Consider the following 21,951-nt stretch of genomic DNA (forward strand, 5'->3'; position numbering starts at 1 on the left):
GACCTTATGCGGCAGGAGGTTTGGTGTTGAACGCAGGCGTTCCGGCCAGCCGGCCGCCGTCGACTGCGAGCACGGTTCCGGTGACGAACGAGGACTGCTCCGAGCAGAGCCAGACGGCGGCAGCGGCAACCTCGGCCGTGGAGCCGATCCGCCCGAGCGGCACGGCGGCGGCCACCCGATCCTGGGCGGATTGGCCGGCCCCGGCCAGCCGCTCGGTGAGGATAGGGCCGGGAGCGATCGCGTTGACCCGGATCCCGTGCGAAGCGTAGTCGAGCGCGGCCACCCGGGTCAGGCCGCCGACGCCGAACTTGCTCGCCACGTAGCCGCTCATGCCGGCGACTCCTTGTTCGCCGGCCGTGGAGGACATGTTGACGATCGCTCCGCCGTTCCCGCTCGCCAGCATGAGCTCGATTTCGTATTTCAGGCAGAGGAACACTCCGCGCAAGTTGACTGAGATGGCGCTGTCGAACTCCGCGCTCGCCCATTCGGCCAGGGGCGCCGGCGTCCGCCCGCCGCCTGCGGCATTATTGACGGCGACGTCGAGCCGGCCGAAGCGGTCCAGGATCTGGGCCAGCAGGGCTTTCACCGAGTCCTCATCGCCCACATCCACGGACATCGCTACCGCTCTCCCGCCACCCGAGCTAATGGCGGCGAGCTGCCGAGACAGTCGAACACTGTCACGGGAGGCAAGGACGACGTCGGCACCGGCACCGGCCAGCGCAGCCGCGATCTCCGCACCGATTCCCCGGCTCGCTCCGGTCACAAGCGCGACCTTGCCTGACATCGACCGGGTGGAATCCGCCGTCGTCATGGCGCTGTCCGGCTTGTCCGCGGCGTATGCGGCCGGGGCTCTTGGTTCGCGGCCGCCCGGTTGCGGGGGAGCAGGAAGCCTGCGGCAACCAGCCAGAGCAGCCCGCCGAAGCGTCCGAGCGGCAGAAGGAACTGAAGAGGATCGATCGCCATCGACAGGAAGCTCAACTCTGACAGTGCGGCGACGACCAGGCCGGTCCAAGCCAACCAACGGGGCATGAAGCCAAGGATCAGGGCCGGGACGGCGATTCCCGCCATGAGGAGGCCGGTTCCGACGACGAAGCCGACCCCGCCGGTTACGAATGCGAGGAACGCGAGTGCGTGGGTGAGCGTCCCATCCGTGGTGATTTCCGGCCGGCTCAGCAACCAGGTCAGGGAGCCCGACACCATGAGGAAGATGGCCGCGCTGACTCCGCCAAAGAAGCTGATGGCCGGTCCGGGAACGCGTACGCCGAGCCGGAGCTGCCGGGCGTAGACGGTGGCCGCGTAGATCCCCAAGGGCACGGCAGAACCGAATTGGAGCATGCCGCCGACCCGCACCGCGGCGACGTTTTGCTGGAAGAAAGCGGCCACCTGTCCGGTTGAAGCAAAGGGCGAGACGAACGTTTGGCCGCCTGTCAGGATTGCGGACGTGATGAGGCTGGCGAGGAAGATGCCCAAGCTGACCAGGGCGAGAATGCCGGGGTGCGGGCCGCCTGACCTGGCTGGACGGCCGCCCTCGTCGGGAATCGAACGACTACTCATGGCTGAACCTTTCCTAATTGCATCACTACTGAAATAGTTCACCTCTAGAATTATTCTGTCAAGCCTGTATTCTGAATCCATGGACTTAGCCACACCGGGCCGGCCGAACCGGACCGCTTTTCTCTTGTCGCAGTTAGGCGCGGTCGCGTCGTCGCGCTTTGCCGACCGCACACGGGAGATCGGCCTCACGCCAAGCGACGCCGGCGTCATCCGCCTGCTCGGACGCGCCCCCGGGTTGAGCCAGCGCTCCCTCGCGGACAGGCTCGGCGCCGTCCCCAGCCGGGTGGTTTCACTCATCGACTCGCTGCAGGAGCGCGGCCTTGTTGAGAGGATCCGCAGCAGTACGGACCGGCGGAACTATGAACTGCACCTCACGGACGCCGGCAAACGCGTGTTGCGTGAACTGCGAGGTATCGCGGAACAGCATGAAGCGGAGCTTCTGGCCCCCCTGACAACGGAGCAGATTGGCCAGCTTGACGTGCTTCTCGCCCAACTCGCCAGCGGCCACGGGCTGGACAAGGACCTCCACCGCGATGTCGGTCGCCAGGCCGGAAGCGATGCCGGATCTGACGGCGTACGCAAGGCCTGATCGGGCGCCCGGGTCCCGTGCCGCCGTCGGGAGCTCTCATGACGATCGGGCCACGATTTTTGCCACTATGTGGGGAATAGCAGCTGCATGGTGTATGTTGCACATTCGCCAGCAAATATACAAGAGAAGAGATAACCCCAGGTGGCAACCGATTACGACGAACTCCGCTCCGACGTCGCGGAATCCCAAAGCACGTCACTCCAGGCCCTGCAGTCTGCCAATGCTCCGGACGCCCGCAGCGTTGTTCGGGAGCTGGACGAGGCCGATGCTTTTGAAGGCAATGAGGTACCAGGCGGCGAATTCGTAGCCGAGGAACTCATCATTGCAGTCGTTCCCCAGAAGGAAGACGAGTTCACCTGCTACTCGTGTTTCCTCGTCCGTCACCGCTCCCAGATTGCCCGTGAAAAGAACGGCCACGCGTACTGCGTGGAGTGCGAAGGCTGAGCCTCTGAGGTCCAGCCCCGTGCCGCTTAGCCGCCTTTCCCGCAGTTGCGTTCATCACAGGGAATTCAGGCGCTTCTTGGCGAGCTTTTCATAGCGGGCCCCGGAGTCCGCTGCTCGCTGCTCTTCGGCAGCGAGCAAGGGAGCGAATGGTGAGTTGTCCTCCACCGATCCGTCGGTATCGCTTGCGAGCCGGAGCAGTATTGAGCGGCTGACAACGCTGTCCTGGTGCTCTCCCAGGACCTTCTGGATCTTCTGGGCATTCCGTGCCAGCTTCACGGCGGGTTTCTTGTGGACGTCCGCCAGTGCTTCGGCCGCATGGCGCAGCCGTTTCGCGTCTTTGCGGACCTGATGCAATGCCCTGTCGCCTTCGACGCCGGTTTGCCCTGCGGCTGCCTTCTGGGACCGGCGCAGCCGCTTGATCGCCCTACCGGCCAGCTTGGCCGTGACGGGACGGGCCTTCTTCCCGGCGCGAGGCTTCGTGGGAGGCTCGTCGCGGAATTCCTCAAGTGACTCCAGGAGCCGGAAATAGCGTTTCGTTCCTAGAGAGCGGAGCATGTTGCGATACCCGGAGTTGAAGGCTGTCTCAAGTTCGTCATTGATCCTGCTGGCAGCTGAAGCGGGCACTAGGCCGTCGGGTTGCTCATTCATCAGTTCCCCGATCCGGTCGCGCAGGACCTCGGCATCCCGGGCCTTGCCCAGGACCTTGCCCAGCCATTTCAGTTCGGTCTTGAGCTGATCCGCGGCGTCGGCGTCGAAGAGCTTGCCGTAGGCGGACAAAGTTGAGCGGAGCCTCCGCGTAGCCGAGCGCATGCCGTGAACGGCGTCGTCGGCGCCTTGCCGGACTCCGGAGTCCAGTTGGGTGATTTCAGCTATCTGCGCGGCGATGTAGGCAACTATTGCATCCCCGGCAGAGCCCTTCGGACGGGCTTTGGGCGGCGCCGGTACCGCAGCTGGCCAGGACGTTCCGAATGCGCGGGCCAGCTTGGACGCGTGCCCCGATGGGGTTGCGCCGGCCCCGGACAAGACGCGGTCCGCGCTCTCAAACAGGGCTTCATCGCCGTGCACCAGCTCGATTTCCCATTCCCGCCATTGCCTCTCCAATTGAGTTGGGTGCAAGGTCTCGGCGGTCACGTGGTCATCCACGAAATCGGCCAGGGTGACGTCCTCGCTTCCGTGTAGCCGGTGAAGAGTGCGGCGGGTGTGGATCCGGGCCACAGGCCTGAGCTCATCGCCGCGGGTGAACACAAGGAGCCTCTCCGCGAGTTCCTCGGGGACGATCTCGGGCTGACCCAGCGGCGCATGGATCTCCACGCGATTGTCCCTCTCTGCCGGCAGTTTCAGGTGCCAGCCTGAATCGGTGCCGCCGGTGCGGCGCCGCAAGGTGATGCGGTGCTTGGCAAGGATGAGGCCTTCGGTGTCGAAGTAGACGGCTTCGAGCTGATGATCTGCAGGGTCTGCGACCTGTTCGACGCCGGCAATGTCCTCGAACGCGGGAAGAGGCGTTTCCAGGTCAGCGTCGTACTTGCGTTCTGTTTCCACGGATTCCTGGGTCGACATTCCGTTTCCCGTCCTTCTCGTAGTTGCCCGCGCCTATAGGCATCCTCCCACCAGGCCTTCTGCAGGGAAAGACCGGGCGAAGGGATCTCATCGGGTCCCTTGCGGGCGCGTCGATCTGGGGAAGAATGTGGGGCATGACTTCGACGCCGAGCCTTGGTCCGTTCGTCCATGATTTCTTCGGGGACGCCTCGTGAGCGCGTTCGTGCTGGTACCCGGAGCAGGCGGCTCAGCCTGGTATTGGAGCCGCGTCGTCCCCCTCTTGCAAGAAGCAGGCCACGATGCTGTTGCGGTTGATCTGCCGGGAGACGTCGAAAATGCGGGTTTGCCTGAGTACGCGCGCTTGGTTGAGGCGGCAATCGGTGGCCGGCCCGACGTCGTGCTCGTTGCGCAATCGCTTGGCGGTTTCACCGCGCCCATGGTGGGTGCCCGGACCGGCGTCGCAGAGATCGTCTTAGTGAACGCAATGATTCCCAACCCGGGTGAGACCCCTGGAACATGGTGGGACTACACCGGCTGGGAAGACGCACGCAAGCGTGCCGCCGCGGCCGGCGGTTACGGCAAGGAGTTCGATGTGAACGAGTACTTCCTCCATGACGTTTCACCGGAGGTCGCGGCCGAGGGAGAACCGCACCAGCGGCCCGAGGCAAACGCAGTCTTCGCGTCGAGCTGCGACTTCGTGGAGTGGCCGGCCGTGCCCATCAGGGTGCTCAGCGGCGCGGGGGACCGGTTCTTCCCGCTCGAGTTCCAGCAGAGGGTCGCGCGGGATCGCCTCGGGCTCGAGCCGGATGTGCTGCCCGGCGGGCATCTCCTTGGGCTGTCGAATCCGGTTGGGGTGGCCGACTACCTCTTGCACCGCTGAGCTTTTATCACTCCGGGCGTCCGATTCCCTAGACCGGAATCGACGCAAGCCCTAAGATCACTCTGACGGCACCAGCCCTGGCTGATCGATGTCCGTCGCGGTCTCACCCTTTAGCGTGAGCGCCGGGTCCGTTCCGCGACTCCTGGGTCTTCGAACGGGCCCGGTCGACCTCCGCTGGGACCATCTATCCAGAGGAGGCCTTCCTATGAGTGAAGCCAACAAGGAACTGGTACGGCGCCACTTCCAGGAAATCTGGAACCAGAGACAACTGGACGTTTGTGAGCAAATCATGGCCGATTCATACGTCGAGCACGCCCAGGCTCCTTTCGGGACTACCGAGCCGGGCGCCGTCGTCGGACCCCAAGCGATGCGCGCGACCGTACAGTGGCTACTTGCCCAGTTTCCCGACATGACCATGACGCATGTCCGCGCGTCAGTCGCACTGGTTCAGGATCGAGGACGGCAAGCTGGCTGAGCATTGGGCCACTCGCGATGACCTCACCGCAATGCTCCAACTTGGCGTCGTCAGGCAGCCTGGTCCGCCTAAAATCGTGACGATCATCCAGCGAATAGCAGGGCGCAGAAGCGGGACATGACCCAACGCCCTCGCTGCGTTCGACGCAACCTCGCGATAGTTAGAGAGTAATTACTCGTAGAGGGTGACTGCGGCCTTCCAACGGAGGATGCTTGATTGTTGGGAGGGAAAATCATGACACGAGATGTGACTCATTTCGAGCGACTTTCGGCGTGGACCGAAAACGACATGAAGCCAGCCGTCGGCAAGTTGTTGCGCGGTGAGGGTTTGCCTGCCGAAGCCCGGGAAAGCAACCATCCCTCGCCCCTGGATTTCCAGATCCCTGAGGAACTGGACCGTGCCTTGGAGTCGGCTTCGCAAACGCTCAGCCTCACGCCCAGCGAGATCCTGCGCGAGGCCCTGTCCGAATGGCTGGGGAGCCACGGACAGCCAGCCACGGGCCACCATCCGTTCGGGAAGCACACCGCGCTTTAACGTGCGCTGGGCTGCGGGTTCCGGAGCTGCAGCTGTTACTGGTGGCTGCCCTGAACGGAGTCTCCGTGCCGCGCAGAGCGGAAGGGCGAGGCCGCCCGAGGACTGGGCGGCCATGGCCAGTCCTCGGGGAGGTAATGCAAACTGTCTTTAGCCCCCGCAATACTTGCTGTAATTGGTCCCCGCGTTCTGGTAATCGTTCTTCATGGCATTGAGCTTCGCGGTATCCGGGTTGTCCTTCGAGGACTCGTCCAGGTAGTCCACAAGCGTCTTCAGGGTGGGCTTCAGCTCATCCGAGGACACGGCTTCGATCGGGCGGAGCTGGTTGGCTACCCGGATGGTTCCCGTTTTGTCCGTGGTGTTCGTGGGGTTCGAGATGACGGTCTTGACCCTGCTGCAGGTGTCCGCGGTGCTCAGCTGCTGCGATGCCGAGCAGGCTGAAGCGGAGAGGAGGAGCCCGGCCGCGAGCAGGGTTGTGGTGATTTTCTTCATGGTTCCCTCAGTAGTTGCTGACGTTTGATTGTAAGCAGACGGGGCGTCGCGCCCAATGCAGGCTTAGCCAGCGGACCGGTCCATTTCGTCGAGCCCAGGGTCGGATGAGTACAAGGGAGGGGCCCCTCGGCCTTCCGGCCGTGGAACCCCTCCAATGATTTGAGCGCGCTGGATCAGCGCTGGGGGAGGGTTTTGGTCCCCTCGATCTGCACTGCCTGCAGCTTGTTCGGGTCCAAGCCAAGCGTCTTCAGGATGGTCGGCGCAATCTGTGTCGTCTCGACCGCGGTGGTCACGGTCCGGGCGTGTTCGTCGTTGGCGCCAGAGACCACGAGCGGCACATCGCGGTCGTCCGCACTGGCTCCGCCGTGTTCGGCGATCTTGGCCCTGCCGCCGGTGTAAACCACCCCGGTCTGCGCGATGCCGAGGATGTCCGGGTAGCGTGCATCGCTGGTTTGGGTGCCGAAGTAGTTTGCAACTTCGCTGCCCGCATAGACCTTGCTCAAGCCTGAGGTTGTCACGGTCTTGGCGGCGCCGTTGATGTCGTTACCGGCGGCAGGGTGCGCTGCCAGGTAGTCCTTGGCGAACTGCGCTGCGGCCTGCGAGTGGTCCGAAAGCCAGAGCTGCATGATGTCGTCGTCGGTGGAGAACGCCACGAGGTCTGCGGAGCCGGGGTGGGCCGACTTCCACGTTGCGTTCAGGCCGTCGATGATTGCGCTGTCAGGCACCCTCGTCAGCGTCGAAGCGTCCATCGGCGACTGCCCGTGCTTGGCAGAAAGGATCACCGTGGTGTCCTTTGCGTGGCCGGAGGCGGCAAGCGCGGACTCGAATTTACCGACAGAAGCGTTGACGAAGTCAAGGGCTTTGCTCAAGAGCGGCCCGGGAACGGTGCCGCCCTGGAGGTAACCGCCGGTGAGGCCGTCCGACGTCGGGAGCTTCTGGGCCGTCGACACGGCCTGGAAGTTCATCCCGAAGATTCCAGGTACTGCGGCCGTCTTGGTGCCGGAGTGGTCCTTGCCGTCGATTTCGTTCAGCACGGCCTGGACCTTGTAGCCGTCGTACTGCTGGGTTGCGGCGTTGTCCTTGGTCCAGTCGCCATTGAAGGGAGCGGGGGCGATGCTGTTGATCTCAGGGGTGAACAGGTCATCCAGGCCCTTGCCTGAAGGGCCGTTCAGGATCTCGTAGGCCGGGTGCTTGTCCGACCACGCCGTGGTGAGGCCGGCGCTCTTCGCCACCTCGAAGACCGTGTTCACCTTCAAGTACTGGTGCGGATAGACCGGCTTGCACGTCGCCGGGTCAACCGGGAGGGTGGCCGGGTCGAGGAGTGCGCCGGGCTGCCCCGTCATGTTAAGGATGCTGGCCGGAAGCCCGGCCAGGCCTTGGCCGGCGTCGAGGGCGTTCTGGTTCCTGTCCGCGGCTTCGGTGAAGGCCACTTCGGCGCCGGGCGCCGTGTTCTTGCAGTCCGTCGTGCCGGCCGGCAGGAGCGCCCTGTTGAACGTGTCGTCATAGTAGACGCCGGTGGTCCCGGGATTTCCGCCGGTCAGCTGGCCCACCATACCGGGGAAGGAGTCCGAAGGCACGGGTGTCTGGGCGTGCGTGTAGCTTGTGCCGTGGTTGACCAGCGACGCCAGTGCCGACGTCGGGTGGTTCTGCACGTACAAATCCAGGTCCTTCTGGTGGAGGCCGTCCACCGAAAGCAGCAGGACGTGCTTCGATGTTTCGCCCTGGCCGCCCTGGCCCTTGCTGTCGGATCCTTGCTGGCCCTGGACATCCTGGCCGCCGCGTGAAGCGTCGTCGGCCATCGCCGGCGCCACCGCGGATCCGGCCATCAGTATGGCGCCCAGGACCGCTGCTGTGGCAAGCCCGTTTTTCTTGGCTGTCTTCATCAAAATAAGACCCTTCGCTATTGCGTTCTTATCGATCGAGAATGCGTCCCCGGATGATTCTTGTTGCGGGGAAGGGATCCGTCCCGCCGATTGGGCCTCACTGTGGAAACGTTCATGACAGGTTCAATTGCGGGTAGCCGAACTCTTCCGAAACTCACAGGAAATCTGCGTACCCCGGGGGTGCGGACGGGGGTACGCCGGCTTCTGTCATCGGTACGGCCCCGAGAAAGACGTCGTTAGCGGCGGCCACCCAGCCAGTGGGCGGCAAAGTACCTCTGGACCCCGTTACCGTGGCGATCGCCGTGCATCAGTGGGCCTGGCTTCGTCCGCAGAGAGCAATTCTGCCAGCGCGAAGGCGAGAACTTCGGCGCTGAACCGGCTCCGCTCTTCGGAGGAGTTTTCAACGGAGTTTGAGACCGTCGACACTCAATGATCCCTCTCGGCACCACCTAATTTGCCCCTTTTTGCCACTCAATTGCGGGGAAACACCACTCAGTGGCCCAATTGCGACCTTAGTTTCTTGTTGGTTGCACACCGCGCGCCGGTGTTCAAGGGAATGTACCTGTCCCTTGCCGATGCAGTCACTCGCACTGTCGGCGAACCCGCCGACAACCTCGTGAAAGGAACTCCTCTTGACTACCAAACTTCGCTCCGGTCGTAAGCGTGCCCTGCTAACCGGCGGTTCGCTGCTGGGCGTCACCGCGCTGCTGACGGCTGCTGCGTTCACCGACTTCGCCAACCTGAACATTGGCAACGGAACCGCTGATTCCGGCGTTGGCGGCAACAACCGCTTCAACATCCAGGTGGTTGGAACGGACACCGCCGGCCTGCCTGTTCCGGGCACATGGCAGGAAGCAAACACTGCCGCAGGTGTGAACGTCAAGGTTCCCGGCGCGGACCTGATCACCCCGGGCGACACCGTGTCCGTGTCGATCCCCTTCCGCAATGAGAGCCCCGCCCTCGGCGCAGCCATCACCTTCGGGTTGCAGGACCGCGCGGGCTACACCTCCAGCCCCGCATTGGTTAGCGCCCTCCGCTACAGCGTCACCTTGGACGGCAAGGCAATCGCTACCAACGTCAAGCAGGCCGACGTGACCGCCCTCGACCTGGGCACCTACACCGCCGGGAAGGAAGGCGTCCTCGGCGTCAGCATCAACCTCCCCGACCAGGGTAGTGCAGCTGCCAACAACGCACTGCAGGGCCAGGTCTCCTACGTCCAGGCCCACTTCGACGCCTCCTCCGTCAAGTAGTCGGAAAGACAACAGGTGGGGGCCTTCGGGTCCCCACCTGCACTTGGCCTACGGGGCCTCAATGAACGGAGCGCTCGGACCCATGAAGGACACAGTATGAGGACTCAACGCCGCGGGCGGTTGCGGCTGTTACTCGCAACCGGATCCCTGGTTGCGGCGGGTACGCTGATCACCGCCGCCTCATTTACCGACAGCGCTGACGTTGACGTCGCACTGGACGGATCCCGCAATACTTTTGACATTGTGGCCGCAGGGAAAGCTGATCCCTCATGGCTGCCGACCCCCGCAGATTGGGACCAAGCCAACCCGCGAGGACTGCGCATCATCCTGACCGGAGATAACAGCGGGTACACCATGGCCCCAGGCAGTGTCCTGGATTTGAGGATCGCGGCGAAGAACAACAGCCCTCGCCTGTCCAGCCTCATTGGCCTGCGCATCCTCGACCCGCTTCCACGCGGCGCTGAGAAAAATCCGCAGACCGGCACCTACCTGGAACTCTTCGACCAGCTGGTTTTCACAGTTTCGGATGGTGGCAAGGTTCTCCTTGACCACGTCCCTGCAGGGCAGCTGACGGCAATCACCTGGCCTGATCCATTGCGTGCCGGCGAATACAAGCTTCTCGATGTTCGGGTCGAACTTCCCGACACGGTGGACAACCGATGGCAGATGGCCGCAACAGATATCCAGTTCAACTTTGAGGCGGTGAACCCATGACTAGGAGGACGGTGAAGCGTGACGGATGGAAGCGGCTGACCCTTGGGCTCGCGGCAGGCGTGCTGGTTCTCGGCGCCGGCACCACTGCGGCCGCCTTTACGGACTTCGCCCGCGTGAACCTGGGGACGGGCATCGCTGGTTCAGGCCTCGGCAATCCGAATCGCTTCGACATTGCGGTACGGGACAGCACGGGAGTGCTTCGCGATGCTGATACGCCGGAGACGGCCGTTGTCCTGCCGCTGTCAGCGGGAACGGTCTTCTCTGAAAGCAAACCTGTTGAGTTCGATGTATCGGTAACGAACCGAAAACCAGGGGTGAACGGCAATTTGACGGTTTCCCTATACGATCCAGACCCACAAAGCGGTGATCTGTTCGGCACGCTGCTTTTCACGGTCTACCTCGACGGCGCAGCAACGCCCGCGATCGCAAACGCCACCGCACAGCAGGTCAATCAGGCTGGCCTCACGTTCCAGGACGTCGCTCCGGGTGAACAGCGTGCTGTCCGCGTATCAGCGGTCCTGGCGCCCAACAGTGGGGCACAGGCGAGCGGAAAATCCACCCAACTTGGCGTACTGACCAACGGAGAAAGCAAATGATCGCGCCCCGTAGCATCCGCGCGCTGATCGCGGTGATTGCCGCGGTCTTCCTTGGACTTGTGCAGTCTGCCGGCGCCTCGGCTGTGGCCTCGGATCTCATCGATACGGCACCGACGTCGCTAGTTATTGACGCTCCGGCTCCTGGGGAATCTCAGAAATGGGACATGTCCGTCAAGAATCTAGTCGACTCACCGGTGCCGCTTGCATTGGAGATTTCGGGACGTTCCGATGTCCTCTTCTCCGGAGCCGCGCCGATGGAACTGACGATGAATACTCCAGATGGCACTGCGGTCGTCGAGCGGATCCGTGTTGGAGAAGTGCTCGGGCGCACGATCAGACTGCCCGAACTTCAAGCCGGCGCCTCATACAACTTGGTGGGGACTGTGACGCTCCCACGCGACGCTGACAATTCCTACCAAGGCGCTGGCGGGAACCTGAAATTCCACTTCGTCACAAGCATTGATCGACCCAATGTCACGCCAGAAAAACCCGCGTCTGGATCCGATCTTGCGCATACAGGCCTCAGGAACTTGATTCCAGTCGGTGTCGCGGCCGCGCTCCTGCTGGCCGTCGGCTTTGGCCTCATCCTCGTACGTCGAAAGAAGCCCGCTCATGAGTAAGCCTTCAAACATTTCTCGTCGGCAATGCCTCGCGGCGACGGGCCTTTTTGGGCTCGCCACGTTTGTCGGTGCTGCTCAAATTCCCGTAGCCACAAGTGCCGCGTACAAGGATAAGACGCACGCCCGTTCGGAGGCTATCCCAGCGAATGCCGGGCCTCCGTTTGCCGTCGGCGTCTCCAAGAACTCCCGCATGGTAGATACAGGGATGGGAGTCGGAAACGACGGAAACGTCTACGTGTGGGGCCTTACGTTCTACGAGATCAACGGCGATATTCCCACCTCCGGGTGGCAGAAGCCGCCGCAGAAGGTCGCCGGCATTCCCGACGGAATTGTTCGGCAAGCGACCGGCCAGATATACAACGCCAACGCACTGGACAAGGACGGCACGGTCTGGGGATGGGGCTCTTACAACTTCCGTGACGGCACAGACGCGCCGAAGCCCAATGGCAACGCGAAGCAAGTCCGGATAAACACGGCGTGGAATGGTTCCGGGGCAATCCTGGACAAAATCATCGCGATCTCCTCCACTGAATATGCCGGTGCCGGAATCCGAAGTGATGGCACCATCTGGCATTGGGGGTATCCCCTTGGCTACGGCGGAAACGCTGCCCCCGGTGCAAGCCAGCTTGCCGGACTGCCGGACCCCTCGGTCGCCGGTAACCGGCCTATTTACCTCAAAGGCGCCTACACCAACTTCTTCCTCATTCTGGAGCGCGGCGACGTCTACTATTGGGGAGGCATAGGCGGAAACAGCCTGCCCTCGGGCCTACTCGACACAGGTGCGACGCCCAGGCTCGTAAGTCCGCTTGCGCCTTGGTTCAAGCGAAACGTGGCGCCTGGCGCTCCATATATTGTTGCGGTCGACGGCGGCATCAACATGGGTGGTGCCCTGCTCTCCAACGGACAGGTACTGAGCTGGGGAACTGACGCTAGCCGTACCGGGCGAGGTCCAACCACCACACCGACGGTGCCCACTGTGGTTCCCTCGCTGTCCCAGATTAAATCCATGCAGTTCGGGTTCACCGGTGTTGCATTGCTCAACGGCGACGGAGAGCTCTGGGGCTATGGCGCCAGCGACGATTACGGTCAATTCCCGCAAAACCCGACCCGAATCGATACTGGCGTTGTGCAGTACGGATCGGGCCAAGGGTTCTACCTCTGGCAAAAATCTGATGGTTCCTTCTGGGGCAGGGGATACAACCCCCAAGGAGCGATTGGGCTCCCCATCGGAACTCAAATCGCCAACCGCAAGGTCTCGTGGGATCTCGGAATGGTGACGAAATGAGGAAGCTGACTATGAAACGACCGGTATGGCAAGGGGTGGGGCAACGGAGCGGGAAACTCCGGCTCGCAGTCACGGCAGGCGCACTTGTCGCGGCGACCGTTACGGCCACGAGCGCTGCGGCATACGACTTTGCCAATCTAAACATCGTCGGCGAGGCCCTCATCGAGACTCCGCGCTTTGATATTGGCGTTGTGCGGGACAACGGAACCGTGGAACAAGCCGATACGGAAGCCGGATTTGATTGGGCCGTCGCGGGAGCGGCTGACCTGATACCTGGCAGGTCGGTCGTCACCATGATCCCGGTGTTCAACAACACTTCTGTCTTCAAGGCGGATACGAGTTTCAAAATCATCCTTCGAAACGGCGATGGGACGGTTGCTGCAGGGGTACCGAATATTCTTCCGTTCCTGACGTTTACCGCAGCGGACGAAACGGGCAAGGTGCTGTTCACCAATGTCAGGTGGGACCAAGCAAAGGGATCGCTGGGTGTCCTTGAACCTCGCTGGGGTGCGGTGTTGAACCAGGGAGATGCTTACACTCCTGCCGCGGACGGTTCTTCGAAGAAATTGAAACTCACTATCACCTATGTAGACGGCCCGGACGTGGAGAAGTACAACGGTGGACAGACGGCGCTCGCCGTGCACTTCGACGCGGTTTCAGTTGCCCCGTGAACACTCGTAGTGGAAATCCGGAAACGCACCGGTTGAAGGGAAGCCAAGAGGACCAGGTAGGCGCCCGGATGGGCAGCCCGGCGGACCTTGAGGAACAGCACGGCGGGATTGATGAACTGCGGAGCGAGGCAGGGGGTGAGCCGGCAAAGGGAGAATTCCGGCAGGAGGAGGTCCCTGAGGAGACGTCGGAGCAAGTGCGCCAGCATCCTGCGTTCCGGGCTTACGGTGCTTTCCGCTCGATCCTCTTGTCGCTCGGTGCGCTCCTGGGTGCCGCTTGTATTCTTGTGTTCGCTGTCTCGCTTCTCTTCGGAATTCGGCCCCTTGTTGTGGTTTCGGGATCAATGGAACCGACAATACCGGTGGGGTCGGTCGTCTTGTCGCAACAAGTACCTGCCGGCGAAATCGAGGACGGCAGCATTGTCACGGTGGAGCGTCCACGCGGCTTGGGTTTGGTTACGCACCGGCTAGTCAAGTCCGTTCAACCAACACCAGACGTCTACGAGTACACGCTCAAGGGGGATGCAAACACCCAGAACGACCCCGAGCCCTACAAGGTGACTACTGCCGGAAAATACATCTGGCACATCGTTGGGCTTGGTTATCTGGCAGCCGTCCTGCAGTCCTCATACGGCATCTTCATCGCCGGTGCGGCCGGGCTTGCGTTGCTGGCCCTGTTCATTCTGGACCCGGCGCGATTGGCACAAGGTTCTGCTGCCAGAGCACGCAGGCGGAAGTGCTGATTAAATTGCAGGATCAGCTACTCCCCGGGGCCCGAATGAGTCATGTTCATGACTGGCTTGTCCGCTCCCGTCTTTCGGGACGGAGCGGACGCCACAGGTCCCCCACGGCTTCTGGTTTGCCAGCCCTTTCCTTGCTGCATTTCGCTGACAAGTACTCTGCCCGGGCTGGCGAAACCGTATCCTTCACTGCATTGATCCATAACGCTTCACAGGGGCCTGTCGCAGCAGTGGAGCTTATTTCGCGTTCATTGACCAACGCCAACGTTGAACAGTTGGCGTTCGATTCCCAGCCCGGCCCTGAGCGAATGACCATTCCATATCTCGGATCTGGCGAAAGCGTGAGCTTGGACTTTGGCTATATCGTCCGCCAATCCGATGTTCTCCATGGCGGCGAGATCGTCAGCGCCATGGAAATACGATTCGCAACGGATTGCGGATGGGCCTGGGACACATGCGAGGCCGTGGTCAACATGCGCGGTTCCCATCGCGGTAGTTGGCTGCAAGGCCCGGAGCAGACAGCCTCCAGTGATCTTTGAGTGATCGTCATAATTTTGTCCTGGTTGCCTGATTCCGCATGGAAGCGCCGCAATCTTCAGTCCGCGCCTCCTTAGCGTGTTTGAATGTTCGGGCCGGACTCGTCTCGATATCCGTGGTGAAGTACTTGCCGCGGGTTCAAATGGTAGTGGGCGGAGAGTTAGGAGTCTTCAGTGTTCCAGGAAGAAATACGCCGGGCACTAGGCTTTGCTAAACGTGGGGTTAGCGTGCGAATTGTTGGTCGCGCTGGAAGCGGGCGGTCGACTGCAATCCGCGAAATCATCACGGAGCTGGAAAAGACCGGCGCCGAGGTTTACAGCCTGTTTGGAGCCCGCCTTCTCCAACAGACGCCGCTCGCCGGAATCGCTTCCCTTGGCCTGGATATGCGAGGGCGCCATACGGGCCCTTTGGGCATGGCTGACGTTCTCGCCGAACAACTTTCGCAACGCGGATCAAGGATCATTGTGGTCGACGATATCGACCTGCTTGATAATGAGTCCCTCGCTGTCCTGGACATCGCGCAAAGACGGTCCCAGAGGCCGCTGATCATGTCGATGGACGATTCGCCCATTTATCCGAGGACCTCCGTGCTCGTCCCGGAACGATGGCCGGAAGCACAAGTCCGGCTCCCATCACTCCGCTACGACCAAGTCAATCAGCTTATCGCCGAAACACTTTCTGCCCCCGCGGACGTCGATGTCACCGCCCACATCCTGATGAAGTCCGCGGGCAACCCCAGGTTGGTGGTAAGGATCGCCCAAAGCGGCGTCCTCAACAAGCTGCTAACGCTCTGCGAGGGAGAGTGGCGAATGACCGGCCATACCCTTTGGAACGAGGATCTCCGCGGAACGGCCGAAGCACTCCTCCAAGGCCTCGAACCCGACGAGCTTCTCGCGCTGGACGCATTGTCGATGCTAGGCACCCGGTCGGTGGCTTCCTTACATTCGATCGTTGCCACAACAATGCTCGACAGGCTCGAAGGGCGTGGTCTGGTCGCTGTGTCCGAAAACATCGACGGAGAGCTCTGCGTGGCCTCAAATCCGCCCCTCCTGGTTGATTACTTTCGTGATAATCACGTTTTGTACTCTCGTCGGGTACTGGTCAAACGGATCGAAAACGTTGCCGAGGCGCTCGCGCCCGCCCCCGGGAATGGGCGATTCATGACGCCCTCCGTTGCTGCCGCCGTCGGGCAGCTGAGGGAAGAATCAGGAGCGGGGGGCACGCTGGCTGCCCGTCACTTCCAAGAACAGCTGCGCGTGCGGGAGGAAGCCCATTACGAACAGTGGGAGGCGGACCCAAGCATGGCCAACTCGGCCGCGTTCCTCAAGTTCTACTGGGGCGGACCCATAGACCCGGAGCGGATCGAACACGTCTTTGCCCACACCGTCATGGTCAACGGCAAAGCGGAGGACTCCCTTTTCTTCACTATGACGCGGGCGCTCTGGGCAATCACTCGCGGTGATGACGTAGCAGCAGCTCAAGGTATGCTCTCCGAACTTGCTGCACTCAGTCCCCAGCAGGAGGCCGAGGCCGAGGGTTTCGGCCTGTTCCTCGCCGCCTCGTATGACCGAATGCCGGCAAACCTGGGCGAGATCCTGGACAGCTACGGAAACGCGCATCCGCAGAGTGGGGTCCTGACCGTGGTGCGGGCCATATTGGAGGTCTACCGCTTCGATGGACTGGCAGCACTCAAGGCACTGGAGTCAACTGATGATTTCGGTTTGGCGTCGGGCATCGAGCCATTCGTCCGGGGACTGGCCCTGCTTGTCGCGGGGCGCTTAGACGAGGCTTTGGTGTTCTCCCTGAACAGACGCATCGAGGCCCGCCGCGGCCTTGACCGGTTCGGCTTCGTCGCGAACAGCTACGTGGCCGCGCTGGCGCTTACACAATCGGGGTTCGGCCAGCATGCCGATCTGATGATGAGCAGCGTGTTCGCGCTCGGCCGCCCAGGATTCCTCGCAAGTGCCCTGCATGACGCCATGCTTCGACTTGTGGGACTCCGGGCTTTGATGGACGAAGAGAAAGAGCCCGCCTCGGTGGGTGCCCAAGCCAGGACGCATGTAGCCGATATCGGCCCTCTTCCGGGGACTGGCAAGGGCGTTTTTGACCTCTTTGCCCAGCGGTACGACGATCCGCAGTCGTTTGACGCGAGTGCCATTACCCTCATCGACGCCCAATTGGATCGCGGCTTCCTCACGGAAGCCGCCTACACTTCGGTTTTCATCATGTGCCTGCTTCCGAGCCGTGAGGTCCTTGAGAGGGCGGAACACGTCTTTCGGAACTCGAAGGTCACATCCCACAACCAGTTTTTGGCCATAGCCGAAGCAGTGGTAGACGATGACCACGGGCTGCTCAAGGTCCTCTTGGACAAATACCGGCCGGATGCTGATCTGCACGCTGTCCGGTTGCTGCTCAAAGGCGCATCCAAGCGTCGTCTTTTGGAACGGGTCAGGACGGCGGCTGCTGCTATGCAGCAGGCAGAACGGCATTTCGACGGCAGGTTTCCGATGGCAGGCGAACACCTCAGCCTCAATATTGGTCATGAACTGTCGCCGACCTTGTCGGTCCGGGAGACCGAAGTCGCAATACTTGCCGGCAGTCAAACAAACATCGAGATTTCTGCCCGGCTCGCGATTAGCCTGCGCACGGTCGAGAACCACATCTCGAGGGCGCTGAAGAAGACAGGCATGACCACCCGTCAAGCCTTGTACCGCTACGTGCAAGGCTCGATTCGTGAGTGACCAGCCACCCGGCGTCGACGTCTCCGAAGTGACGATCCGTGCTACTGGACAGGAATTCTGAAACTCGGGGTGAAGGACTCGGCGTGGGCGTCCCGACCATGGACGCAGGTGGCACCGGGAAGGCTGTTGCCGGATACAGCCCGGCGACCTGCGTCATGTAGTTGGCCCATTGCGGCCCTGCCAGCATGTAACCGTCGATGGCGGTGTAGAACTTGCCGTTGATGGTGACGTTCTGTCCGGCCCGGCTCTGTCCTGCCATCGTGTCGCCGAAGAAGGACGCCGTCGCGAGCCCGGTGGTGTATCCGACCACCCAAGTAGAGCCATTGCTGTTGTTCGTTCCCGTTTTTGCCGCGGTAGGGAACAAGGCCTGGACTTTCGGTTGAATGTAGATACCGGATCCCCGTTTCAGGACGTCTTGGAGAACCGAGTTGACGCCGCGGGCAACGTCGGGCTTGATGGCCGGGCGGCATGAACTGGCTTGGGCCGGCAGCTTCCCGCCGGATGGATCCGTGATGCCCACAATCGCGATCGGCCCGCAGTACGTGCCGTCATTGGCGAAAGTGGCAAAGGCATCGGCCATCACGAGTGGGGACACCTCGGTGCCGCCGAGGAGATTGCCCAATTGGTGCATGTTCACGGGTGCAGTGTCCACGCCACTGTGGAGACCCACCGCATCCACCACTTTCTGGATGCCGCAGAAGTCCAGTTGGCTCGCCTCGGCAAAAGTTGCGGTGTTGATGGAGTTGTAGAGCCCGTAGTTGACGGGCATCGGGCGGTAGTAGCCCTCGTCGTTGTTGCGGAGATCGTCAGCCGTGCCAAGGCCCGCGATTTTCTGGGCCGTGCTGTAGCCGCCGAGTACCTTCCCGCAGCTGTCCCTCCAAGGGAATCCGAGCGGATAGACCCTCCGCGACGCGTCCACCACCGTGGTCAAGGACTTGCCCTCGTTGAGCCACTCCGTGAAAGTGAATGGCTTCATTGCGGAACCTGGCTGGAAGCCCCCGGCTCCGTTGAGGTCATTGCCGTTGGCGTCAACGGAATCAACGTTGAAGTTGAGTTGGGTATCGAATTTGCCGGGCTCGGCCAGGAACACCGTGTTCTGTGCCATGGCCAGGATCTTTCCCGTGCCGGGCTGCACCGAGACCAGGGAGGCGCCCCATTTGTCCGGGTTCGCTCCTGCCGTGGCATCGACCTGCTGCTGGGCCACCGCCTGCAAGCGGCTGTCCAAGGTGGTGCTGATCGTCAGGCCGCCGCGATACAGGAGCTCTTCCCGGTCAGCCACGGTGGCACCGTATGCAGGGTCGTTGAGGATCAGGTGGGAGATATAGTCGCAGAAGTACACTGCCATGTCCGCAGCCGCGCAGCCCTGCTTCCCCGGCGTGATGTTGAGCTTGAGGGGAGTGGCCACCGCGGCCGCGTAGGCTGCCTGCTGGATCTTGTGCTGGGCGAGCATATCGGCCAGCACCAGGTTGCGCCGTTTGATGGAGTTGTCCGGATGGACGGACGGGTCGTAGTAGCTGGGGCTGTTGACCAGGCCGGCGAGCAGGGCCGCCTGCGGAAGGCTCAGGTCCTTCGCGGAAACGCTGAAGAAATGCTCCGCCGCGGCTTCGATGCCGTACGCGTCCCGGTTGAAGAACACGATATTGAGGTAGCCCTCCAGGATCTGGTCCTTCGTGAACTTCTTCTCGAGTTCGACGGCGAGTTTCATCTCCCGCACCTTGTCACCCAGGGTTTTCTGGCCGCTCAGCACCACTTGCCCGGTCTGGCCTGCCGCCAAACGGGACTCGTTGAGTACGTTGGTCACGTACTGCTGGGTCAGGGTCGACGCACCCTCGTTGGTGCCCTTGGTGAAATTCGAGGCCAATGCCCTGAGGATCCCCTGGGGATCGATGCCGCCGTGCTCGTAGAAGCGGTTGTCCTCGACGGCTACAATCGCTTCCTTGATGTACGGCGACATCTGGTCCAGGCTGACCCGGACACGGTTCTCCGCATAAAAGGTGGCGATCGTCTTTCCGTCTGCGCTGAGCACTTTGGTGGACTGCGACGGCGAATTGACCACCAGATCACCCGGGAGGTTGTCGAAGTACTGGATCGAACCACTGACAGCCATCCCGGCCGACGCCACGCCGGGGACTACTAGCCCGGCGGCCAAGACGCCACAAACAGCACTCACCAGGAAGAATCCGAAGATCCTTCGCAGGACCCTGGCCAAACCATTTTTCGGGTTGTTTTTCCGAGCCATTTTTCCAGCTATCAACCGTGCGTCTTTTCAGATTACGCCGCCATTCCACCCGTCACATAGGCTCCCGAATCCGTGGCGACACGCCCCCCTTGGTTATGTTCGTCACTTCGCCCGCGCGCTGGCCGTGTCCGGCGTTTTTCCGGATGCATACTGAAGTTATTCGGGCGCGGTGATGGAAGGCAGGTGGCAGCCGGTGGAGACGCTGATGGCTGTTGTGAGGAGCGAGTATTTTCCGGCGGGAGCAGTGCTCGTGGGAGTGGTTTTGTTCTGGACAATCGGCTTGCTCGGCGGCCTCTCCTGGTTGAGCGGAGCGCAGCAGCCCTTGGCCATCCTGACGTGGATGATCTTCATCTACGGCGTGGTCGTGCTGTCTCCCCTCGCCGGAATCTGGGCCGCAGTGGACCTTGCCCGCCGTTGGCTGCGGAACCGCCAGGCCCGCCGGCAACAGCTCGGAACGGCCGACGTCGAGTCCCTCTAAGCGTGGGCCCGGTAAGCGATAGCCTGAGGCTAGCGCCTGCCCAGGATCTGACTGCACGGAACGAGGACCTACCATGATCACACGCGTCGACGTCGATGAAGCTGCCGCCCGGATTGCGGGGAGGGTCCGCCGCACGCCCGTTTTCGAGGCGGATGCCGGGACGGTGCCAGGGCAATTGTGGTTCAAATGCGAGTTCATGCAGCACACCGGGACGTTCAAGGCGAGGGGTGCCTTCAACCGCGTGCTTGCCGCCCGGGAGCGCGGCGAGCTGAAGGACAATGTTGGAATCGTCGTCGCCTCGGGAGGCAACGCAGGGCTTGCGAATGCCTACGCCGCGGCGCAACTCGGAGTGCCCGCAACCGTTTTTGTCCCCGAAACCGCACCTGCCGTGAAGGTCAAGAAGCTCAAGGCCAGCGGAGCCTCGGTGGTCCAGCGCGGCAGCGAATACGCCGAAGCGTTTGAGGCCGCCCTGGACTACGCCGCGGAAACCGGCGCCGTCTACTGCCATGCCTACGACCAAGCAGAAATCGCCGCCGGCGCCGGCACTGTCGGCTCGGAGCTGCTGGAACAGCTGGGAGAGGTGGACACCGTTGTAGTGGCCGTTGGAGGCGGCGGGCTCATGGCAGGAATCGCGGCCGCCGTCGAAGGTCACGCCAGGGTTGTCGGAGTCGAGCCGGACAACGCTCCCACCCTCTATTCGGCCCTCGCTGCAGGGGAACCTGTTGATGTGGCCGTCTCCGGGATCGCCGCGGATTCCCTGGGTGCCCGGCAGATCGGCAGGATCGGTTTCGAGGTGGCCGTCCGCACAGGCGTCCGGACGGTCCTGGTGTCCGACGACGACATCGCCGCGGCGCGCTCACTGCTCTGGGAGCAGTACCGGATTGTCGTGGAACATGGCGCAGCCGCCGCTTTCGCGGCCGTGAACTCCGGAGCGTATGTTCCGGCAGCAGGGGAACGGGTGGCCGTGATCCTGTGCGGTGCCAACACCGACCCCGCGACGGTCTGAAGCAGGCTGCCTTGGCCCTGCCGCGAGCGCTCCACAGTTGCTAAGCTCGAGCCACAATGCCGGGGCACGCAAACCGCTTCACGAACGGGACAGTATCATGACGCGATTGATCATCATGGGCCCTCCTGGCTCGGGCAAAGGTACCCAGGCTGAGCACATCGCCGGTCATTTCGGCATACCTGCCATTTCCACGGGAGACATCTTCCGCGCGCACGTCGGCGGCAAGACGGAACTCGGAGCCGAGGCCAGCAAGTACATGGACAGCGGCGAATTCGTGCCGGATCACGTCACCAACGCCATGATCCGCCAGAGGCTTGGCAACACCGACGTCTTGGCAGGATTTCTCCTTGACGGATATCCCCGCACCACGGCGCAGATCGAGGCTTTGGACGGCATTCTGGCCGGCAACCGGCAGCAGCTGGATGCCGTCGTCGAACTGGCGGTCGACGACGACGAGCTCGTCGCGCGGATGCTCCGCAGGGCACAGGTGCAGGGCCGAAGCGATGACACAGCACCGGTGATCCGGCGTCGCCTGGAGCTCTACCGCAACGAGACACAGGCGGTGGTCGAGCGGTACTCCGAGCGTGGGATAGTCCTCGCCGTCGATGGCTCCGGCCGGCGGGAAGAGATCACGGCCAAGGCCATAGCCGCCATTGAATCAGCACTAGGAAAGGGACAGTGAACGGTCAACCG

Annotated in this window: 23 protein-coding genes; 17 read left to right on the forward strand and 6 right to left on the reverse strand. The window is 62.3% G+C overall.

Annotated elements, in window-relative coordinates:
* Positions 1 to 4: 4 nt before the first annotated feature.
* Together VLA65_RS15200 and VLA65_RS15205 are read right to left on the reverse strand one after the other, a co-directional pair.
* On the reverse strand, positions 5 to 811 hold the full coding sequence (locus VLA65_RS15200) for an SDR family NAD(P)-dependent oxidoreductase (protein WP_332602985.1): 807 nt from the start codon (positions 809 to 811) through the stop codon (positions 5 to 7).
* Entirely contained in the window at positions 808 to 1,554 is a 747-nt protein-coding gene (locus tag VLA65_RS15205) for a hypothetical protein (protein WP_332602986.1), read from the reverse strand. The genes VLA65_RS15200 and VLA65_RS15205 overlap by 4 nt, the downstream gene beginning before the upstream one ends.
* Positions 1,555 to 1,633: 79 nt before the next feature.
* Here VLA65_RS15205 and VLA65_RS15210 point away from each other — a divergent pair, with 79 nt between their 5' ends.
* Both VLA65_RS15210 and VLA65_RS15215 read left to right on the forward strand, forming a co-directional pair.
* Complete coding sequence (locus VLA65_RS15210; RefSeq protein WP_059389432.1) at positions 1,634 to 2,143, forward strand: MarR family winged helix-turn-helix transcriptional regulator; 510 nt, start codon at positions 1,634 to 1,636, stop codon at positions 2,141 to 2,143.
* A gap of 141 nt (positions 2,144 to 2,284) precedes the next feature.
* Positions 2,285 to 2,587, forward strand: a complete 303-nt coding sequence (locus VLA65_RS15215) for a DUF4193 domain-containing protein (RefSeq protein ID WP_059389433.1) — start codon at positions 2,285 to 2,287, stop codon at positions 2,585 to 2,587.
* A 54-nt stretch (positions 2,588 to 2,641) separates the two neighbouring features.
* On the opposite strand, the gene VLA65_RS15220 is transcribed toward VLA65_RS15215, so the two are convergent.
* The gene (locus VLA65_RS15220; RefSeq protein ID WP_307053904.1) at positions 2,642 to 4,144 is read right to left on the reverse strand and encodes a CYTH and CHAD domain-containing protein; all 1,503 of its coding nucleotides are present in this window, start codon (positions 4,142 to 4,144) and stop codon (positions 2,642 to 2,644) included.
* 190 nt (positions 4,145 to 4,334) lie between these two features.
* Here VLA65_RS15220 and VLA65_RS15225 point away from each other — a divergent pair, with 190 nt between their 5' ends.
* From VLA65_RS15225 to VLA65_RS15235, 3 genes are all read left to right on the forward strand, one after another.
* Positions 4,335 to 5,003, forward strand: a complete 669-nt coding sequence (locus VLA65_RS15225; RefSeq protein WP_332602987.1) for an alpha/beta fold hydrolase — start codon at positions 4,335 to 4,337, stop codon at positions 5,001 to 5,003.
* Positions 5,004 to 5,208: 205 nt separating this feature from the next.
* On the forward strand, positions 5,209 to 5,478 hold the full coding sequence (locus VLA65_RS15230) for a nuclear transport factor 2 family protein (protein ID WP_332602988.1): 270 nt from the start codon (positions 5,209 to 5,211) through the stop codon (positions 5,476 to 5,478).
* A 234-nt stretch (positions 5,479 to 5,712) separates the two neighbouring features.
* Entirely contained in the window at positions 5,713 to 6,012 is a 300-nt protein-coding gene (locus VLA65_RS15235; protein WP_172465630.1) for a hypothetical protein, read from the forward strand.
* A 147-nt stretch (positions 6,013 to 6,159) separates the two neighbouring features.
* On the opposite strand, the gene VLA65_RS15240 is transcribed toward VLA65_RS15235, so the two are convergent.
* Positions 6,160 to 6,501, reverse strand: coding sequence for a hypothetical protein (locus VLA65_RS15240; RefSeq protein ID WP_059389438.1), 342 nt, complete (start codon positions 6,499 to 6,501; stop codon positions 6,160 to 6,162).
* A gap of 173 nt (positions 6,502 to 6,674) precedes the next feature.
* Complete coding sequence (locus VLA65_RS15245; protein ID WP_332602989.1) at positions 6,675 to 8,384, reverse strand: alkaline phosphatase family protein; 1,710 nt, start codon at positions 8,382 to 8,384, stop codon at positions 6,675 to 6,677.
* Between the two features lie 632 nt (positions 8,385 to 9,016).
* On the opposite strand from VLA65_RS15245, the gene VLA65_RS15250 reads away from it, so the two are divergent.
* The 9 genes from VLA65_RS15250 to VLA65_RS15290 all read left to right on the forward strand — a co-directional run bounded on the left by VLA65_RS15250 (position 9,017) and on the right by VLA65_RS15290 (position 17,535).
* Complete coding sequence (locus tag VLA65_RS15250) at positions 9,017 to 9,634, forward strand: hypothetical protein (RefSeq protein WP_332602990.1); 618 nt, start codon at positions 9,017 to 9,019, stop codon at positions 9,632 to 9,634.
* Between the two features lie 96 nt (positions 9,635 to 9,730).
* Positions 9,731 to 10,348 (forward strand): hypothetical protein, encoded by a 618-nt coding sequence (locus VLA65_RS15255; RefSeq protein ID WP_148667643.1) that lies wholly within the window; start codon positions 9,731 to 9,733, stop codon positions 10,346 to 10,348.
* Complete coding sequence (locus VLA65_RS15260) at positions 10,345 to 10,944, forward strand: hypothetical protein (RefSeq protein WP_332602991.1); 600 nt, start codon at positions 10,345 to 10,347, stop codon at positions 10,942 to 10,944. The genes VLA65_RS15255 and VLA65_RS15260 overlap by 4 nt, the downstream gene beginning before the upstream one ends.
* Before the next feature lie 164 nt (positions 10,945 to 11,108).
* The gene (locus tag VLA65_RS15265) at positions 11,109 to 11,564 is read left to right on the forward strand and encodes a hypothetical protein (RefSeq protein ID WP_332602992.1); all 456 of its coding nucleotides are present in this window, start codon (positions 11,109 to 11,111) and stop codon (positions 11,562 to 11,564) included.
* Complete coding sequence (locus VLA65_RS15270; protein WP_332602993.1) at positions 11,557 to 12,849, forward strand: hypothetical protein; 1,293 nt, start codon at positions 11,557 to 11,559, stop codon at positions 12,847 to 12,849. Before VLA65_RS15265 ends, VLA65_RS15270 begins: the two co-directional genes overlap by 8 nt.
* Positions 12,850 to 12,860: 11 nt before the next feature.
* Entirely contained in the window at positions 12,861 to 13,520 is a 660-nt protein-coding gene (locus VLA65_RS15275) for a hypothetical protein (protein WP_307053897.1), read from the forward strand.
* A complete protein-coding gene (locus VLA65_RS15280) occupies positions 13,517 to 14,260 on the forward strand; it encodes a signal peptidase I (RefSeq protein WP_332602994.1) in 744 nt (247 codons plus the stop codon). The genes VLA65_RS15275 and VLA65_RS15280 overlap by 4 nt, the downstream gene beginning before the upstream one ends.
* Before the next feature lie 116 nt (positions 14,261 to 14,376).
* Entirely contained in the window at positions 14,377 to 14,796 is a 420-nt protein-coding gene (locus tag VLA65_RS15285; RefSeq protein WP_059389446.1) for a hypothetical protein, read from the forward strand.
* 225 nt (positions 14,797 to 15,021) lie between these two features.
* A complete protein-coding gene (locus tag VLA65_RS15290; RefSeq protein ID WP_332602995.1) occupies positions 15,022 to 17,535 on the forward strand; it encodes a LuxR C-terminal-related transcriptional regulator in 2,514 nt (837 codons plus the stop codon).
* Here VLA65_RS15290 and VLA65_RS15295 read toward each other — a convergent pair.
* The gene (locus VLA65_RS15295; RefSeq protein ID WP_332602996.1) at positions 17,429 to 19,774 is read right to left on the reverse strand and encodes a transglycosylase domain-containing protein; all 2,346 of its coding nucleotides are present in this window, start codon (positions 19,772 to 19,774) and stop codon (positions 17,429 to 17,431) included. The two genes, VLA65_RS15290 and VLA65_RS15295, sit on opposite strands and share 107 nt — an antisense overlap.
* Before the next feature lie 205 nt (positions 19,775 to 19,979).
* Here VLA65_RS15295 and VLA65_RS15300 point away from each other — a divergent pair, with 205 nt between their 5' ends.
* The 3 genes from VLA65_RS15300 (at position 19,980) to VLA65_RS15310 (ending at position 21,940) form a co-directional block, all read left to right on the forward strand.
* The gene (locus VLA65_RS15300; protein ID WP_253257435.1) at positions 19,980 to 20,252 is read left to right on the forward strand and encodes a hypothetical protein; all 273 of its coding nucleotides are present in this window, start codon (positions 19,980 to 19,982) and stop codon (positions 20,250 to 20,252) included.
* A 73-nt stretch (positions 20,253 to 20,325) separates the two neighbouring features.
* Positions 20,326 to 21,258 (forward strand): threonine/serine dehydratase, encoded by a 933-nt coding sequence (locus VLA65_RS15305; protein WP_284989942.1) that lies wholly within the window; start codon positions 20,326 to 20,328, stop codon positions 21,256 to 21,258.
* Between the two features lie 97 nt (positions 21,259 to 21,355).
* Complete coding sequence (locus VLA65_RS15310) at positions 21,356 to 21,940, forward strand: adenylate kinase (protein ID WP_332602997.1); 585 nt, start codon at positions 21,356 to 21,358, stop codon at positions 21,938 to 21,940.
* Positions 21,941 to 21,951 lie beyond the last annotated feature (11 nt).

Origin of the sequence: Arthrobacter sp. S2(2024) (genome assembly GCF_036662515.1) — a bacterium.
Classification (GTDB): Bacteria; Actinomycetota; Actinomycetes; order Actinomycetales; family Micrococcaceae; genus Arthrobacter.

What these genes read in the sequence shown, in the direction of transcription:
- VLA65_RS15200 (WP_332602985.1), bottom strand. Translation starts at nt 811, where the DNA reads ATGACGACGGCGGATTCCACCCGGTCGATGTCAGGCAAGGTCGCGCTT.
- VLA65_RS15310 (WP_332602997.1), top strand. Translation starts at nt 21,356, where the DNA reads ATGACGCGATTGATCATCATGGGCCCTCCTGGCTCGGGCAAAGGTACC.
- VLA65_RS15295 (WP_332602996.1), bottom strand. Translation starts at nt 19,774, where the DNA reads ATGGCTCGGAAAAACAACCCGAAAAATGGTTTGGCCAGGGTCCTGCGA.
- VLA65_RS15275 (WP_307053897.1), top strand. Translation starts at nt 12,861, where the DNA reads ATGAAACGACCGGTATGGCAAGGGGTGGGGCAACGGAGCGGGAAACTC.
- VLA65_RS15245 (WP_332602989.1), bottom strand. Translation starts at nt 8,384, where the DNA reads ATGAAGACAGCCAAGAAAAACGGGCTTGCCACAGCAGCGGTCCTGGGC.
- VLA65_RS15265 (WP_332602992.1), top strand. Translation starts at nt 11,109, where the DNA reads ATGTCCGTCAAGAATCTAGTCGACTCACCGGTGCCGCTTGCATTGGAG.
- VLA65_RS15270 (WP_332602993.1), top strand. Translation starts at nt 11,557, where the DNA reads ATGAGTAAGCCTTCAAACATTTCTCGTCGGCAATGCCTCGCGGCGACG.
- VLA65_RS15230 (WP_332602988.1), top strand. Translation starts at nt 5,209, where the DNA reads ATGAGTGAAGCCAACAAGGAACTGGTACGGCGCCACTTCCAGGAAATC.
- VLA65_RS15305 (WP_284989942.1), top strand. Translation starts at nt 20,326, where the DNA reads ATGATCACACGCGTCGACGTCGATGAAGCTGCCGCCCGGATTGCGGGG.
- VLA65_RS15240 (WP_059389438.1), bottom strand. Translation starts at nt 6,501, where the DNA reads ATGAAGAAAATCACCACAACCCTGCTCGCGGCCGGGCTCCTCCTCTCC.
- VLA65_RS15235 (WP_172465630.1), top strand. Translation starts at nt 5,713, where the DNA reads ATGACACGAGATGTGACTCATTTCGAGCGACTTTCGGCGTGGACCGAA.
- VLA65_RS15205 (WP_332602986.1), bottom strand. Translation starts at nt 1,554, where the DNA reads ATGAGTAGTCGTTCGATTCCCGACGAGGGCGGCCGTCCAGCCAGGTCA.
- VLA65_RS15260 (WP_332602991.1), top strand. Translation starts at nt 10,345, where the DNA reads ATGACTAGGAGGACGGTGAAGCGTGACGGATGGAAGCGGCTGACCCTT.
- VLA65_RS15255 (WP_148667643.1), top strand. Translation starts at nt 9,731, where the DNA reads ATGAGGACTCAACGCCGCGGGCGGTTGCGGCTGTTACTCGCAACCGGA.
- VLA65_RS15300 (WP_253257435.1), top strand. Translation starts at nt 19,980, where the DNA reads ATGGCTGTTGTGAGGAGCGAGTATTTTCCGGCGGGAGCAGTGCTCGTG.
- VLA65_RS15210 (WP_059389432.1), top strand. Translation starts at nt 1,634, where the DNA reads ATGGACTTAGCCACACCGGGCCGGCCGAACCGGACCGCTTTTCTCTTG.
- VLA65_RS15220 (WP_307053904.1), bottom strand. Translation starts at nt 4,144, where the DNA reads ATGTCGACCCAGGAATCCGTGGAAACAGAACGCAAGTACGACGCTGAC.